Source organism: Pseudomonas sp. TE50-2, assembly GCF_040813665.1.
GTDB lineage: Bacteria > Pseudomonadota > Gammaproteobacteria > Pseudomonadales > Pseudomonadaceae > Aquipseudomonas > Aquipseudomonas soli.
Window position 1 is genome coordinate 984,202 of sequence record NZ_JBFNXN010000001.1, and the last position, 15,686, is coordinate 999,887.

Below are 15,686 nucleotides of genomic sequence, written 5' to 3' on the forward strand. Positions count from 1 at the left end.
GCAGATTTACGTTTACGTAAAGGTGATGATCCGATTGACAGCCCCGGAAGGCAGGTTTACGTTAACGTCAACCACGAGCACCGACCCTGTGGGAGCGGGCTTGCCCGCGATGAGGCCGGACCAGACAACATCGCTGGCCGTTCTGACGGGCATCGCGGGCAAGCCCGCTCCCACAGGGTCGGTGCAGTACCTCGAATTTCAAGAACAAGAAGGTGCCCCCATGCATTACCCCAGCCTGAACTTCGCCCTGGGCGAGACCATCGACATGCTCCGCGACCAGGTGCGCACCTTCGTTGCCGCCGAGCTGGCGCCGCGCGCCGCGCAGATCGACCATGACAACCTGTTCCCCGCCGACATGTGGCGCAAGTTCGGCGACATGGGCCTGCTGGGCATCACCGTGCCGGAGGAATACGGCGGCGCCGGCCTGGGCTACCTGGCCCACGTGGTGTCGATGGAAGAGATCAGCCGGGGTTCGGCATCGGTAGCCCTGTCCTATGGCGCCCACTCCAACCTCTGCGTCAACCAGATCAACCGCAACGGCAGCCACGAGCAGAAGCTCAAGTACCTGCCCAAGCTGATCAGCGGCGAGCACATCGGCGCCCTGGCCATGAGCGAGCCCAACGCCGGTTCCGACGTGGTATCGATGAAGCTGCGCGCCGAAAAACGCGGCGACCACTACGTGCTCAACGGCAGCAAGACCTGGATCACCAACGGCCCCGATGCCAACACCTACGTGATCTACGCCAAGACCGACCTGGACAAGGGCGCCCACGGCATCACCGCGTTCATCGTCGAGCGCGACTGGAAAGGCTTCAGCCGCAGCAACAAGTTCGACAAGCTCGGCATGCGCGGCTCCAACACCTGCGAGCTGTTCTTCGATGACGTCGAAGTGCCGCAAGAAAACATCCTCGGCCAGCTCAACGGCGGCGTGCGCGTGCTGATGAGCGGCCTGGACTACGAGCGCGTGGTGCTGTCGGGCGGCCCGACCGGCATCATGCAGAGCTGCATGGACCTCGTCGTGCCGTACATCCACGACCGCAAGCAGTTCGGCCAGAGCATCGGCGAGTTCCAGCTGATCCAGGGCAAGATCGCCGACATGTACACCCAGCTCAATGCCAGCCGCGCCTACCTGTACGCCGTGGCCCAGGCCTGCGACCGTGCCGAGACCACTCGCAAGGACGCCGCCGGGGTCATCCTCTACACCGCCGAGCGCGCCACGCAGATGGCCCTGGAAGCGATCCAGATCCTCGGCGGCAACGGCTACATCAATGAATTCCCGGCTGGCCGCCTGTTGCGCGACGCCAAGCTGTACGAGATTGGCGCCGGCACCAGCGAGATCCGCCGGATGCTGATCGGCCGCGAACTGTTCAACGAAACCCGCTGAGCATAAGGAACGGGCGCACATGGCTACCCTGCACACCCAGATCAACCCGCGCTCGGCGGAATTCGCCGCCAACAGCGCGGCCATGCTCGAACAGGTCCAGGCCCTGCGCGGCCTGCTCGCCCAGGTCAGTCAGGGCGGCGGGCCGAAGGCCCAGGAGCGGCATACCTCGCGGGGCAAGCTGCTGCCTCGCGAGCGTATCGACCGCCTGCTCGACCCGGGCTCGGCGTTCCTCGAGATCGGCCAGCTGGCCGCCCATGAGGTCTATGGCGAAGACGTGCCGGCCGCCGGCGTGATCGCCGGCATCGGCCGCGTCGAAGGCGTGGAATGCATGATCGTGGCCAACGACGCCACGGTCAAAGGCGGCTCTTACTACCCGCTGACCGTGAAGAAACACCTGCGCGCCCAGACCATCGCCCTGCAGAACCGTCTGCCATGCATCTACCTGGTGGACTCCGGCGGCGCCAACCTGCCACGCCAGGACGAGGTGTTCCCCGACCGCGAGCACTTCGGGCGGATCTTCTTCAACCAGGCCAACATGAGTGCCTTGGGCATCCCGCAGATCGCCGTGGTGATGGGCTCGTGCACCGCCGGTGGCGCCTACGTGCCGGCCATGGCCGACGAAGCGATCATGGTGCGCCAGCAGGCGACCATCTTCCTCGCAGGCCCGCCCCTGGTGAAGGCCGCAACCGGTGAAGTGGTCAGCGCCGAGGACCTCGGCGGCGCCGACGTGCACTGCCGCACCAGCGGCGTGGCCGACCACTATGCCGACAACGACGAACACGCCCTGGCCATCGCCCGGCGCAGCGTCGCCAACCTCAACTGGCACAAGCAGGGCAAGCTGCAATGCCAGGCGCCGATTGCACCGTTGTATGGCGCAGAAGAGCTGTACGGCGTGGTTCCGGCAGACGCCAAGCAACCGTTCGACGTGCGCGAGGTGATCGCCCGTCTGGTCGATGGCTCGGTGTTCGATGAGTTCAAGGCGCTGTTCGGCACCACCCTGGTGTGCGGCTTCGCCCACCTGCACGGCTACCCGGTGGCAATCCTGGCCAACAACGGCATCCTCTTTGCCGAAGCCGCGCAAAAAGGCGCGCACTTCATCGAGCTGGCCTGCCAACGCGGCATCCCGCTGCTGTTCCTGCAGAACATCACCGGTTTCATGGTCGGCAAGAAGTACGAGGAAGGCGGCATCGCCAAGCACGGCGCCAAGCTGGTGACCGCGGTGGCCTGCGCCCAGGTGCCGAAGTTCACGGTGATCATCGGTGGCAGCTTCGGCGCCGGCAACTACGGCATGTGCGGCCGCGCCTACGACCCGCGCTTCCTGTGGATGTGGCCCAACGCCCGCATTGGCGTGATGGGCGCCGAGCAGGCCGCTGGCGTGCTGGCCCAGGTCAAGCGCGAGCAGAGCGAGCGCAGTGGCGAGGTGTTCAGCAGCGATGACGAGAAGAAGCTCAAGCAGCCGATCCTCGACCAGTACGAGCGCCAGGGCCACCCCTACTACTCCAGCGCCCGGCTGTGGGACGACGGTGTCATCGACCCGGCGCAGACCCGCGACGTGCTCGGCCTGGCGTTGTCCGCCGCGCTGAACGCCCCGATCGAACAGAGCCGCTTCGGCATTTTCCGGATGTGACCCATGAGCGAATTCGCCACCCTTGAACTGGTCAAGGACCCTCGCGGCTTCGCCACCCTGTGGCTGAGCCGGGAAGACAAGAACAACGCCTTCAACGCGCAGATGATCCGCGAGCTGATCGTCGCCATCGACCAGCTGGGCGAGGACGCCAGCCTGCGTTTCGTGGTGCTGCGCGGCCGTGGCCGGCACTTCAGCGCCGGCGCCGACCTTGCCTGGATGCAGCAGTCGGCGCAGTTGGACTTCAACACCAACCTGGACGACGCCCATGAGCTGGGCGAGCTGATGTACGCCCTGCACCGCCTCAAGGCGCCGACCCTGGCCGTGGTCCAGGGCGCGGCCTTCGGCGGCGCCCTGGGGCTGATCAGTTGCTGCGACATGGCCATCGGTGCCGAAGACGCGCAGCTGTGCCTGTCGGAGGTGCGCATCGGCCTGGCGCCGGCGGTAATCAGCCCGTTCGTGGTCAAGGCCATCGGCGAGCGCGCCGCCCGCCGCTACGCCCTCACCGCCGAGCGTTTCAGCGGCGTGCGCGCCCGCGACCTGGGCCTGCTGGCCGAGGTGTATCCGGCCGCCGAACTGGATGCCCAGGTCGAGGCCTGGGTCGACAACCTGCTGCACAACAGCCCGCAGGCGCTGCGCGCCACCAAGGACCTGTTGCGCGAAGTGGATGACGGCGAGCTGAGCCCTGCACTGCGCCGCTACTGCGAGAACACCATCGCCCGCATCCGCGTCAGCGCCGAAGGCCAGGAGGGCCTGCGCGCCTTCCTGGAAAAACGCCGCCCTGCCTGGCAAGACAACAAGGAACCGCGCCCATGAGCCGACCCACGCTGACCACCCTGCTGGTCGCCAACCGCGGCGAGATCGCCTGCCGGGTGATGCGCACCGCCAAGGCCATGGGCCTGACCACCGTGGCCGTGCACAGCGCCACCGACCGCGACGCGCGCCACAGCCGCGAGGCTGATATCCGCGTCGACCTCGGTGGCAGCAAGGCCGCCGACAGCTACCTGGTGATCGACAAGCTGCTCGCCGCCGCCAAGGCCAGCGGCGCCCAGGCGATCCACCCGGGCTATGGCTTTCTGTCCGAAAACGCCGGTTTTGCCCGCGCCATCGAACAGGCCGGGCTGATCTTCCTCGGCCCGCCGGCCAGCGCCATCGACGCCATGGGCAGCAAGTCGGCGGCCAAGGCGCTGATGGAAGCCGCCGGGGTGCCGTTGGTACCGGGCTACCACGGTGAAGCCCAGGACCTGGAGACCTTCCGCGCCGCCGCCGAGCGCATCGGCTACCCGGTGCTGCTCAAGGCCAGCGCCGGCGGTGGCGGCAAGGGCATGAAGGTGGTCGAGGAGGAAAGCCAGCTGGCCGACGCCCTGGCCTCGGCGCAACGTGAAGCGCAGTCGTCGTTCGGCGATGCGCGGATGCTGGTCGAGAAGTACGTGCTCAAGCCGCGTCATGTGGAGATCCAGGTGTTCGCCGACCAGCACGGCCACTGCCTGTACCTCAACGAGCGTGACTGCTCGATCCAGCGCCGCCACCAGAAAGTGGTCGAGGAGGCCCCGGCGCCGGGCCTGTCCCCCGAGCTGCGCAAGGCCATGGGCGAGGCTGCGGTACGCGCCGCCCAGGCCATCGGCTATGTGGGCGCCGGCACCGTCGAGTTCCTGCTCGATGCCCGCGGCGAATTCTTCTTCATGGAGATGAACACCCGGCTGCAGGTTGAGCATCCGGTCACCGAGGCCATCACCGGGCTCGACCTGGTGGCCTGGCAGATCCGCGTGGCCTGCGGCGAGCCGCTGCCTTTGACTCAAGAACAGGTGCCGCTGATCGGCCACGCCATCGAAGTGCGGCTGTACGCGGAGGACCCGGCCAACGAATTCCTGCCGGCCACCGGCACCCTGGCGCTGTACCGCGAGTCGGCGCCGGGCGAAGGTCGTCGAGTGGACAGCGGCGTCAGCGAGGGCGACGTGGTATCGCCGTTCTACGACCCGATGCTGGGCAAGCTGATTGCCTGGGGGCAGGACCGCGAGCAAGCGCGCCTGCGACTGCTGGCGATGCTCGATGAGTTCGCCATTGGCGGGCTGAAGACCAACATTGCCTTCCTGCGCCGCATCCTCGCGCACCCGGCGTTTGCCGAGGCCGAGCTGGACACTGGCTTCATCCCGCGCCATCAGGACGTGCTGCTACCCCCGCCACAAGCGCTGCCGGCGCAGTTCTGGGAAGCCGCCGCCGAAGCCTGGCTGCAAGGTGAGCCAGCGCAACTGCGCCAGGACGACCCTGCCTCGCCCTGGACCTTGCGCGATGGCCTGCGCCTGGGGCTGCCGGCACGCAGCAGCCTGCACCTGCAATGCGACGGGCATGAGCAGGCGGTGGCGCTGGATCGTAGTGCGCCTTCGACTTATCGCCTGGAGGGTGAGCAACTGTGCCATGAGCAGGACGGCTTGCGCCGTCGTTATCTGGCGGTTCGCCGGGGCGGCACGCTGTACCTGCAGTGGCAGGGCGAATTGCACGCCGTCAGTGCCCATGACCCGATCGCTGCGGCGGAAGCCAGCCACAGCCACCAGGGCGGCCTGGGCGCGCCCATGAACGGTAGCATCGTGCGGGTGCTGGTCGAGCCGGGGCAGGTGGTCGAGGCCGGCACCGCGCTGGTGGTGCTGGAGGCGATGAAGATGGAGCACAGCATCCGGGCGCCCCATGATGGGACGGTGAAGGCGCTGTTCTGCCAGGAGGGGGATATGGTCAGCGAGGGGACAGTGCTGGTCGAGCTGGAGGAGGCGTAACGGCGACAATGTGTTCGCCGAAAGGGTTGTTTCGCCTATGAAATCGAGCGCCGCCCGCGCGGCGCTCGATCTAGAGAGCGCTGCAAGACCCCCGCCTGGCACCTCGCTGCCCCAACACGGTCTGCGCGGGAACCTAGAGCACCCCGTGCATCCGCACCACAACACCAAGAAACTCGCACCCCTCCTCGCACAACACAGTCGGATACAAGGTATTGAGCGGCCTGAGCATCCTCTGCCCGCCCTCCTCAATCAACTCACGCAGCACCGCCGGCTTACCGGGCTGCCGAGCCACCACCAGCCTGCCCGGCGTCACCTCGATCCCCGCATCCACCAGCACCCGCATACCCTGCGGCACGCTCCTGCCACTGGCAGCATTCATCGAATCGTTCTCGACCGGCAACCAGAATGCGTTGCCTGCAGGCATATAGTCGGTCAGCTCGTGGATTTCACTGGTTGCCGGCAGAGCCCCGTCCAGGTCGGCCCAGCTCAGCACTGGCAAGCGAAAACTGGCATGGCGCAAGGCATTGACCGAAAGCGGTCGCTCCACGGCATAGACACCCCTGGTTTCGCGAACCGTGGTGTCACGCTCGACCACCATCACTCGTGCTTCGAGGTACACCAGCCCGAGCTTTTCCAGCTTCTCGTTGACTGTCACCAGGGTGGGCCTGCGCGTGCCACGCAGCCAATGGCCGACACCGCCTTGGGTCATGCCCAGGCGTTCGGCCAGTTGGTGCTGCTTGAGGTTGTGCTCGCGCTGATAACGCGACAGAAATTCGATCCAGTTTTCCATGGCTGTGAACGATACGGACTGGATGAACGGCATCAATACACATCCTGAATTATCTCAGAACTCAAAAATAATACAAATTGACCTAACATCAACGCTCATTGTCCTCGAAGGGATTTCACAGGAGCAGTCATGAGTAATTCGACAAAAGAAGAAACAGATCTCGACGAAGAAGCAGCCCGCCGCGCCCTCGATTTCTACCTCAACCCCACCCCCACGCCCCGCGACCTGGAGCGTTCGCTATGGACCCTGCGCGAAGGCGTCAGCGACGCCCAGGCCAGCGAGCACGCCATGGCCCTGCTACGCTGCGCCTCGGCCACGGCTCAGGAAACCGGCAACCATCTGCAGGGCACGACACGGGAAGTGGTGTTTGCGCTGATGCACATGATCAACATGGCCCGCGCCCTGCTTGAGCAGTGCCACGCCACGGAAAAGGCATCGATCTGAAGGGAGAACGTGATAGCCGACGAACGGCAAAAGCCCCGATTGCCGGGGACGAGGAGTGCGTCAGGAATATTTTTTTAGCCGATCGCTGAAAAATCATTTGACTGGCAAATGATAACGATTATTATTGCACTCAGCAGGTCGCGAGACCCGCTGGATAACCTGCAACGTCCTCAGGTCGGACGCTCAGATTATCTCCTCATCAGGCTAATCACGGTTTTTGACCCGGCTTTTTGCTGGGTCATTTTTTTTGGCTCTTCAGGCTAATGAAGATCGTTTAATGGCCGCGATGATAGCAAAAGTGTGTCAGCACGTGAATGCTCATTACAAATCTTTGCGGAATCAGCACTTGAGAATCAATCTCGTTTAACCTAAGCTGGCTCCGCATCAAGGAAGATGCCCCCACCCCTTTCCTTATGAGCAAGGAGCTGTCCATGACCCGCCTGCTGCTGCCTCTCGAGCACGACCCGCGCCCTGCCGAACTGCACGCTGAAGACGCGCTGCTGCATGCACTCAAGCGCCTGCCGCGCCGGGTCCAGCAAGTCTTCCTGCTCAACCGCCTCGACCAGCAGAGCTTCGCCGCCATCGCCGAGCGCCTGGACCTGCCACTGATCAGCATCGAGCGCCACATGAACCAGGTCCTGCAGACCGCCCGGGCGCCCGGCGACGCGCTGGCCAGCATCGCCGGCCAATGGTACGTGCGCCTGCAAAGCCCGCAGGTGACCGCCAGCGAACGCATCGACTTCCGCCGCTGGCTGGATGCCGACCCCGACCACCTGCGTGCCTTCCACGAAACCGAACTGCGCTGGCGCAGCCTGCTCGCTCCGGCACGGCAATTGGGCCATGACGGCTGGTACCGGCAAGGGCGCGCGGCGCTGTCGCTGGGTGGCTGTTCGATTGCCGTCGGGCTTGGTGTTGCTGCGCTTGTGGCGCTGGGGCTGCTGACCTGATTCGCAGGGGCGGACTCATCCACGACTGCGTCAATTAACCTGCGCACCCGCACCACCAGGCGGTGTAGAGTACGGTCACAACAACGCCAACAGGAGGCTGGCAATGACCGTGACGCTCTCCCCGCTGCACATCGACTGCGATTTCGACTCCGGCAACATCCTGGTCCTGGACGCCAGCGACCCTGCCCACGTCCACCTGAACATCCGCAAGGACAGTCACAGCGACCACTTCCAGTGGTTCCATTTCAAGGCCAGCGGCCTGACTCCGGGCCAGGTCCATCGCTTCAGCCTGGACAACGCCCACCAGTCCTCCTACAAGAACGCATGGACCGGCTACCACGCCGTGGCCTCGTACGACCAGCAGACCTGGTTCCGCGTGCCCAGCCAGTTCGACGGCAAGGCCCTGAACTTCGACTTCAAGGCCGAACAGCCACAAGCCTGGTTCGCCTACTTCGAGCCCTACCCCCGTGCGCGCCACAACCAGTTGATCGAGCGTGCCAAACAGATCCGCGGCGTCGAACTGCTGGCCAGCGGGCGCAGCGTGCAGGGTCGTGACATTCCGCTGCTGCGCGCAGGCAACGGCACGGATGGCAAGCGCAAGCTGTGGATCATTGCCCAGCAGCACCCGGGCGAGCACATGGCCGAATGGTTCATGGAAGGTGTGATCGACGCCCTCGAAGCCAATGGTCCGGTCATCCAGCAACTGCTGGCCAAGGCCGACCTGTACCTGATCCCCAACATGAACCCGGACGGCGCCTTCCTCGGCCACCTGCGCACCAACTTCAAGGGCAAGGACCTCAACCGCGCCTGGCAGGACGCCAGCGTCGAACTGAGCCCCGAGGTGTTCTTCGCCCAGAGCCAGATGAAGCTGCATGGCGTGGACGCGTTCATCGATGCCCATGGCGACGAGGAGATCCCCCATGTGTTCACCGCGGCCTGCGAGGGCAACCCCGGCTACACGCCGCGCATCGCCAAGCTGGAAGAGCAGTTCCGCAGCACCCTGTGCAGCCTGACACCGGACTTCCAGACGAAGTACGGCTATACCCGCGACGAACCGGGCCAGGCCAACATGACCCTGGCCTGCAATGCCGTGGGCCAGGCCCATGACTGCCTGTCGCTGACCCTGGAGATGCCGTTCAAGGACCACGACGATGCGCCGAATCCGCGCACCGGCTGGTCGGGTGAGCGCTCCAAGGCGCTGGCCGGGGCGGTGCTTGAGACGTTGCTGAAGATGGTCGACGATTTGCGCTGAGCTACGCCAGCACTCAGAACTGCACATCCAGAATCACGCTGTCGGTGTAGGTCGCCGCCGGCGGTGTGGCCTGGTCGGTGTACACCTTGGCGTTGTAGTTGAACACCTGGCTGCCCGTGCCGGTCCCCGCCCCGGGGTTCACCTCGGCATCGCTGCTCGAACGCCGCGCCGCGCCCACCGAGCCCCAGCGCACCACGCCGGCACTCTTGAAGATGTCGTAGGCCAGGTAGTTGTTGGCACTGGATTTCATCCGTCGCCGCCCGCCCGACACATTCTGCCCGTCGTCCAGGCCCACCGTATAGTTGCTGCCCTTGGTGCACGACACGCTCAGGCTCTGGTTCACCGTGCCGAACCCGGCCACCACCGGTGCGCTGGCGAAGCTGATATTGGGTGTGGTGATCTGGCAGTCATTGCTTACCGTCAGGCTGACGTTGAGCGTTTTGCTGCCACTGCCGATATCGCGCCCCAGGCAGATGGCACCTATGCCGATACCGGAACAGTAGTTCCAGCTCCAGGCAACGGTCAGGGTTTCCTGATACAGGCCAGCAGCGACGTTGCTACCGACCTGTGTACGCAGATAGATCGGTACCGCCTTGGGCGTCGGACCATTGAGCAGGCCCAGCAAGTCGATGATGCCATTGCGGGCAAAGTCGAAGGCAACGCCCCGGGTGATCGGGTAGTTGACGCTGTTGTCGGCGTACAGGGTGTAGTTGATGACATCGCCGGTCGGGCCGACCAGGCCACCGGAGGCGGGCGTGATAGTTGCGTAGAAGTGGTCGTTGCTGGTCAGCAGGCTGAGCAGCGAGCCGGTGCACTGCAAGCCGGAATTGGTGCTCGAGGCAGTCTGCACGGTAGTACGTACCAGCGTCGAATTGACGGTGCCGAACGCCGCCGGCGTGGTGGCCACCGACGAACACAGCGCCCAGGCCGGGCATGGCGCCAGCAACAGGCCAAACAGCAGGCCGTACCGTCGAACATTCACTGGCACACCAGCGGACCGATCAACGGGATCGGCCCCTCCCCTTCAGGCAGGTCGAACGCCACCTGGCACTGCCCGCCGTCGGCCTTGTCCACCAGCAGGCGATTGTGCGGCGCCAGGTTTTCCAGGTAGACCAGCCCATCCCAGCCCACCACGGCCTCGGCGCCGCTTTCCTGATGGCGTACCCGGCTGCCCAGCTTGAGCTCTTGCTGATTGCCATCGACCAGCACCAGGCTCGCAGCCAGCACACGCTTGAGCGGGAACTCCAGCAGGTAGCCGCTGCCACGGCGCACGGCAACGCGCTGCTCCACCTGCGGTGCCAGCACATCGGCGGGCAGGTCCATGGGGTCGATCTCGTATTTACCGCGGTAATAGCCGCTGCTGTAGGGCACCAGCAAGTGGCCATTGCGGTCGGTGCGACCGATCTGCTGGTTCTCGTAGCGCACCGGCACGTCGGCGTAGCCGCTGGTGCTGACCACCACAAAGGCGTCGTCGATGCGGTTGGCGGCGAACAGCCCCGCATCCATCAGCACCAGCGAACCGCTGGCGTCGGCCCAGCGGGTCATCTCGCCGCTGCTGCCGTAGGCGCCCACCTGCAACTGCACCGATTGCAGGCGCCAGGTCAGGTCGGCCTGGCGGTAGTCGTCGCGGTTGCCGCCAGTGGCGTAGCCCAGGTTGTAGCCCACACCACCGCCCACCGGCACCGCCTGGCTATAGTTGACCCTCTGCAGGTCCTGGCCGTCCTTGCTGCGCTCGGCGCTGAAAGCCAGGGTGCCGCGCAGGTCGAAGGGGATCACCAGTTGCGCCTGCACCGCCCACTGGCTGTCACCGACCTCGCGGTTGGCCGACAGGTACAGGCTGCTGTTGCGCCACAGCGGCTTGCTCCAGCTGAGGTTGATCAGCCGCGTGCGCGTGCCGTCACCGGCGCGCACATCGAAGTAGCCGGCACCGAGGCTGCCGTAACTGTCCAGGTTCAGGCTCAGGGTCGCCTGCTCGCTGCGCTGGCTCAGGCGCGTGTAAGGGCTGTCGACCCGCGAGAGGTCGGCGTAATCGCCATGGCGCTGCACACGCTGGTAGTTGAAGCCGATGCGCCGGCTGTTGTACTGGTAGCCCAGCGCCAGCTGCTGGCCTGTATCGCCTTCGAAGCGACTCTGGGTCACGGCCGCGTTGAGCACGCCGAAGGTTGCCAGACGCAGGTTGCCGCCCAGGCCGCCGAGCATCAGCGACTCGGCGCTCTCGGCATGGGTTTCAATGGTGAAGTAGTCGGATACACCATGGCGCAAGGTCGCCGAGGCCACACCCGGGCCATAGGCGAAATCGCGCACGGCGTAGTCGCGGCGCAGGCTGCCGGCGGCCACCGAGAAGTCCGACAGGCCCTTGGCCAACAGGCTGCTGGTGACATAGAACGGCAAGGTCGTCGACACCTGCCGACCCAGGGCATCGGTGGTGACCACCACCGCTTCGCCGGCGCCATTGATGAACGGCACGTTGGTCAGGGTGTAGGGACCGGGTTGCAATTCGGTACTGCTGCTCTTGTAGCCGTTGATGAACAGGTCCAGTGAAGTCGGCACGGCGGCTTCGCCGGCAAAGGCCGGCAGCGGATAGGTGACCAGGTCGGGACGGGCGCCGAAGTCGCGGGACAGTTGCAGGCCGCCCACGCGCACCGAGGTGGTCCAGGGCAGCGCGCCGGTCACCAGGTCGCCGGCCTCATAGGTGAGCAGGCGCTGCTCGTCGGTGTAGCGGAAGGTGGTGTCGTAGCGCAGGAAGCCCTGCCGGCCCTGGGCAGTGGCGCCATTGAACGACTGGCGCCACTGCCCGGTGGTGGAAAAGGTGCCCCAGTCGTCGAACAGGCGCAGCTCGTTCCAGGCGGCCAGGTAGCTGCCGCCCTCATCGGTGTCGTTGAGGTAGGCGTCATAGTTGAGCAAGGCGCCGAAGCTGCTGCGCGCGTCGCTGGCCGGGTACAGGTTGCGCTCACCGACCTGTTGGTCGGGCAGCCAGGCCGGCGGCACCTGCAGCAGCAGGCGCTGGTTCTGGCTGTCGTAGTCGCTGTGCAGGCCAGAGATATCGTCCAGGGCCACCTCGCCTTGAGGCTCGCCCGGCAGCCTGACGCCCGCCTCGCGCAGCACCTCGCTGGCCAGGTACAGCCGCCCGGCGCGCTGCTGCACCGGCACCAGCTCAGCCTTGGCCACCTGGTTCACCAGCAGGTCGAGGTACAACGTGGCGTCGGCGATGGCGGCATGTTCCGAGGGCGGCGGCGGCAGCTCGTCGGCCACGCCCAGGCCGGGCCCCAGCACCGCCAGGCCCAGCCACAACCGGTGCGTTGCCACCCGCACCCAGCTCACACACGATTTCCAACCATTGCCGGGTCCTCCCTGGCCCCTGTGATCCGTTCAAGCGTGGGTCATTGCCCCTGTTTGATGGCCTGCGCCACCTCCTGGCCGTTGACCCGCCCTTTCAGCACGCTGGCAGCACCCGGCGTGGCAGGTGCCGGCCAGCGCATGCTGGCGCCGGGCAACACATAGCCGAGCAGCCCTTCGACCAATGGCCTGTCCTGGCCAGCCTGCTGCAGCACCACATCGGTCAGGCGCGCATGCACCGGCCCCGTGTTGCGCAGCTCGACATAGGGCTTGCCCTGTACCGTCACCGCGCGCCAGCTCAACTGCGGCTTGCCCACGCCTTCGGCGCTGCGCTTGCCCTCTGGGTCGGGCTTGCCCCACAGCCCTTCGCCGTAGACGAACAGCGGTACCGAATAGCGCATCTGCAGGCGGATCGCCGCCTTCGGCCCTTCGCTGGCGGCATCAGCCGGCAGTGGTGACGGTATTTCGTCGATGATGATGCGGTACGCCTGCTCCTGGCCCGCAGGCGAACTGCCCGTGCGGGTCAGGCGGATAAGTTGCTTCTGGCCCGCCGGGATATTCGCCACCGGCGGGCTGCCAATGATCTCGCGCTGGGCCTGGAACTGCTCCTGGTACTCGCCCTGGCGCCAGGCGAACACCCGTACCTGCAGGCTGGCCGGCGCCGTGCCACGGTTTTCCAGCCACAGCGCGCCGGCCTTCTGGTCGGCCTCCAGCACCGGATCGATCGGCCAGATCAACACCGAAGTGGCCGCGAAAGCCGGTGCACTGGCCAACAGCAGCAGCCCGATGATCCCACGCGCCCAGTTAGCGCCTGCCCCCATGCCCCTCTCCTTCTCTGTTATCCGCAGTGGCCTTTCACCAGGTCACCGTCACTTGCACGACATCGGTGTAGGTCCCTGCCGGCAAGGTGCCGGTCAGGGTGGTACGGCCATAGACCGGCAGTTTGATTGCGGTCGGGTCGCTGTAGCTCACCGCCACGCTGCTGCCGATGCCGAGGCTCTGGCTGAAACCGGCGTCGCGGTAAAGCTGGTAGGCCAGCAATTGTGTACCGCCCGAGCGCTTGAGATTGCGGGTGCCGCTGGCGCTGTTCTGGCCACCGTCCAGGCTCATGCTCAAGGCCACGCCGGGGGTGCACTGGAAAGTCACCGTGCTGCCGCCGAGCGAGGTGCTCAGGGTGGCCGTGGACAGTGCCGAGCTGGTGCCGTAGTCGAGCACGCCATAGGCCGTCACGCCGCCCACCACCAGGCAGCCGGCGACGATCTGCGCCGTCACCTGGAAGGTGCTGGTGGTGACCGCGTGGGCGCCCTGGGTCAACGCTAGGCACAAGCCGACCGCCAGTAGCCGCGCAGTGCCTGGCATGGCTCAGAAACTCAACTCGACCGCCACCGTGTCGGTGTACACCCCGGCCGGCAGGCCGGCTTTACCCCGGGCCTGGCCATACAGGTTGACGGTCTGCGCCACGCCGGTGCTGGTCGGCAGGGTGATGGTGCCGTCGATCGCCAACAGCTGGGTGTGCCCGGCATCGGTGTAGAAGTCGTAGGGCACGAAATTGCCCGCGCCATCGGCCAAGGCCCGGGTCCCGCCGGCGGACTGCGAGTCATGGGCGCCGGCACGCACCTTGATCGTCGGCACCGTGCCTGCCGAGCAGAGAATGCTCATGGCCCCGCCGCCACCGCCGAGCACCTGGCCATTGGCGGTGGTGAACAGTGAATCCTGGGTGCCGAAGTTGAGGCTGCCGAAATTCAGCCCGGAGGTGCCGCCGCTGCCGTTGACCTGGCAGGCGGCGGTCAGGGTCAGGGTCGAGCTGATGGTGCCGGTCACGGTGGCGGCCTGGGCCTGGGCCGCCAGGGCGAGGCCAAGGCCGGCGAGGATGCAGCGGGTGAGGTGCTTGGGCATCGGAATCTCCTTGCGTGTTACCAGTCCAGGGTCACCCTGAGGGTGTCGCGATACAGCCCGGCGGGCAGCGCGCGCGGTTGCGCGACCACCACGCCGTAGATGGGCACGGGCACTTGCTGAGTACTGCTGATGGTGAAGGTACGGGCCTGGCCGATGCCGTAGCGGCTGTTGCCGCCTGGGTCGATGGCCAGCTGGTAGGGAATGAGTTCGCGGCCGTTGCTCAGGCGGCGCACGCCGTCGCTGCCGTTCTGCCCGCCATTGATGCGCACGCTGAAGGCGCGTACCTGGGGCGAGCAGCTGATCTGCAGGCTGCCCTCGCCGCCGGCCTCGTCGACCCGGCTGGTCAGGGGTTGGTCCCAGGTCGGCCCCCGCGCACCGAAGTCCATCAACCCCGGGTTGCCCAGGGTGGCCGGTTGCGGGTCGCTGCTGATCTGGCAGGCGGCGCTGATCACCAGGCGCGCCTGGATGAAACCGGTGGTGGTGCCGTGGGCCGCGCCACTGGGCAACAGCAGCGGGCCAAGGGTGAGCAGCAGGATCGAACCACGGTGCAGCGCGTCCATGAGCATGAAGCCTCCCTACCAGGTGACCGTGACTTTGAGCAGATCGGCATACAGGCCAGCGCGGGGCACCCAGGCCAGCTTGTCGATCCGTGCGTAGAGGGGAAGCTCCACCGAGCCGCTGTCCGGCACCCGCGCCGATTGCGCAACGTCCACCGCCAGCGGCTGGCGCCAGGCGGCGTCGCGGTAGAGGCGATAGGGAATCGGCCGGGCCTGGACATCGCGGCTTGCCAGGTAGCGCAGTTCGCCGATGCCACCGTGCTGGCCGCCATCGACACGCACCTGGTACGGGGTGTCCGGGTTGCACTCCAGCCTTGGCGGACGTTGGGCCAGCAGCACGCCACTCAACGGCGCACCAGGGCCATCCAGGCGCGCCGCGCTGCCCAGGTCGATGCGCCCCAGCGCCTGCGGGCCGGCATCGCGTTGCTGGTTGACCAGCATGCACCCGCGCTGCACGCGCACCTGCACTTCGACGAGAAAATCCGCTGCCATGGCGTTGCCACTCAACCACAGGCCCAACAGCATGGCCACAAAGCGCTCCGTCACCTGTCAGTCCTTCCTGTATAGGTTGAACTTGAGCGTAGCAGCGCGATTGGATCCGGGCCGGGCAAGCCCTACCCCTCTTTGGCATTAATGAAAATGGTGGGACCGAGGGCTGTGCAGCCCTTTACGAGCCCGACAAGCGCGA

At 66.0% G+C, this 15,686-nt stretch carries 15 protein-coding genes; 7 read left to right on the top strand and 8 right to left on the bottom strand.

All coding sequences use genetic code 11. The features are described 5' to 3' along the window. The first annotated feature begins 220 nt into the window (after window positions 1–220). From AAHK21_RS04420 to AAHK21_RS04435, 4 genes are read left to right on the top strand one after another with little or no spacing between them, the layout of a single operon-like run. The gene (locus tag AAHK21_RS04420; protein WP_367856552.1) at window positions 221–1,384 is read left to right on the top strand and encodes an isovaleryl-CoA dehydrogenase; all 1,164 of its coding nucleotides are present in this window, start codon (window positions 221–223) and stop codon (window positions 1,382–1,384) included. A gap of 19 nt (window positions 1,385–1,403) precedes the next feature. Beyond that, window positions 1,404–3,011, top strand: coding sequence for a carboxyl transferase domain-containing protein (locus tag AAHK21_RS04425; RefSeq protein WP_367856553.1), 1,608 nt, complete (start codon window positions 1,404–1,406; stop codon window positions 3,009–3,011). A gap of 3 nt (window positions 3,012–3,014) precedes the next feature. Further along, entirely contained in the window at window positions 3,015–3,824 is an 810-nt protein-coding gene (locus tag AAHK21_RS04430; protein ID WP_094010509.1) for a gamma-carboxygeranoyl-CoA hydratase, read from the top strand. Beyond that, window positions 3,821–5,776: a biotin carboxylase N-terminal domain-containing protein gene (locus AAHK21_RS04435; protein WP_367856554.1), complete on the top strand. Its 1,956-nt coding sequence runs from the start codon at window positions 3,821–3,823 to the stop codon at window positions 5,774–5,776. Before AAHK21_RS04430 ends, AAHK21_RS04435 begins: the two co-directional genes overlap by 4 nt. A gap of 133 nt (window positions 5,777–5,909) precedes the next feature. On the opposite strand, the gene AAHK21_RS04440 is transcribed toward AAHK21_RS04435, so the two are convergent. Beyond that, window positions 5,910–6,566, bottom strand: a complete 657-nt coding sequence (locus AAHK21_RS04440; protein WP_367858951.1) for a LexA family protein — start codon at window positions 6,564–6,566, stop codon at window positions 5,910–5,912. A gap of 129 nt (window positions 6,567–6,695) precedes the next feature. Between AAHK21_RS04440 and AAHK21_RS04445 the strand changes: the two genes are divergently transcribed. The 3 genes from AAHK21_RS04445 to AAHK21_RS04455 all read left to right on the top strand — a co-directional run bounded on the left by AAHK21_RS04445 (window position 6,696) and on the right by AAHK21_RS04455 (window position 9,209). Then, window positions 6,696–7,010: a hypothetical protein gene (locus AAHK21_RS04445; RefSeq protein WP_110698643.1), complete on the top strand. Its 315-nt coding sequence runs from the start codon at window positions 6,696–6,698 to the stop codon at window positions 7,008–7,010. A gap of 431 nt (window positions 7,011–7,441) precedes the next feature. Next, the gene (locus tag AAHK21_RS04450) at window positions 7,442–7,957 is read left to right on the top strand and encodes a DUF4880 domain-containing protein (protein ID WP_367856555.1); all 516 of its coding nucleotides are present in this window, start codon (window positions 7,442–7,444) and stop codon (window positions 7,955–7,957) included. Between the two features lie 103 nt (window positions 7,958–8,060). Further along, the gene (locus tag AAHK21_RS04455; protein ID WP_367856556.1) at window positions 8,061–9,209 is read left to right on the top strand and encodes a M14-type cytosolic carboxypeptidase; all 1,149 of its coding nucleotides are present in this window, start codon (window positions 8,061–8,063) and stop codon (window positions 9,207–9,209) included. A 13-nt stretch (window positions 9,210–9,222) separates the two neighbouring features. Here the strand turns inward: AAHK21_RS04455 and AAHK21_RS04460 are convergent, their stop codons facing one another. From AAHK21_RS04460 to AAHK21_RS04490, 7 genes are all read right to left on the bottom strand, one after another. Then, window positions 9,223–10,191 carry a spore coat protein U domain-containing protein gene (locus AAHK21_RS04460; protein WP_367856557.1) on the bottom strand — a complete coding sequence of 323 codons (969 nt, stop codon included), beginning with the start codon at window positions 10,189–10,191 and terminating at the stop codon, window positions 9,223–9,225. Continuing rightward, complete coding sequence (locus AAHK21_RS04465) at window positions 10,188–12,521, bottom strand: fimbria/pilus outer membrane usher protein (protein WP_367858952.1); 2,334 nt, start codon at window positions 12,519–12,521, stop codon at window positions 10,188–10,190. Before AAHK21_RS04465 ends, AAHK21_RS04460 begins: the two co-directional genes overlap by 4 nt. Window positions 12,522–12,589: 68 nt before the next feature. Next, on the bottom strand, window positions 12,590–13,366 hold the full coding sequence (locus tag AAHK21_RS04470; protein WP_046856302.1) for a molecular chaperone: 777 nt from the start codon (window positions 13,364–13,366) through the stop codon (window positions 12,590–12,592). Between the two features lie 34 nt (window positions 13,367–13,400). After that, window positions 13,401–13,904: a spore coat U domain-containing protein gene (locus tag AAHK21_RS04475; RefSeq protein ID WP_082120453.1), complete on the bottom strand. Its 504-nt coding sequence runs from the start codon at window positions 13,902–13,904 to the stop codon at window positions 13,401–13,403. A 3-nt stretch (window positions 13,905–13,907) separates the two neighbouring features. Next, window positions 13,908–14,441 carry a spore coat U domain-containing protein gene (locus AAHK21_RS04480; RefSeq protein WP_102684532.1) on the bottom strand — a complete coding sequence of 178 codons (534 nt, stop codon included), beginning with the start codon at window positions 14,439–14,441 and terminating at the stop codon, window positions 13,908–13,910. 17 nt (window positions 14,442–14,458) lie between these two features. Continuing rightward, on the bottom strand, window positions 14,459–14,992 hold the full coding sequence (locus AAHK21_RS04485) for a spore coat U domain-containing protein (RefSeq protein ID WP_046857848.1): 534 nt from the start codon (window positions 14,990–14,992) through the stop codon (window positions 14,459–14,461). Between the two features lie 24 nt (window positions 14,993–15,016). Continuing rightward, window positions 15,017–15,544, bottom strand: coding sequence for a spore coat U domain-containing protein (locus AAHK21_RS04490; RefSeq protein ID WP_367856558.1), 528 nt, complete (start codon window positions 15,542–15,544; stop codon window positions 15,017–15,019). Window positions 15,545–15,686: the final 142 nt, after the last annotated feature.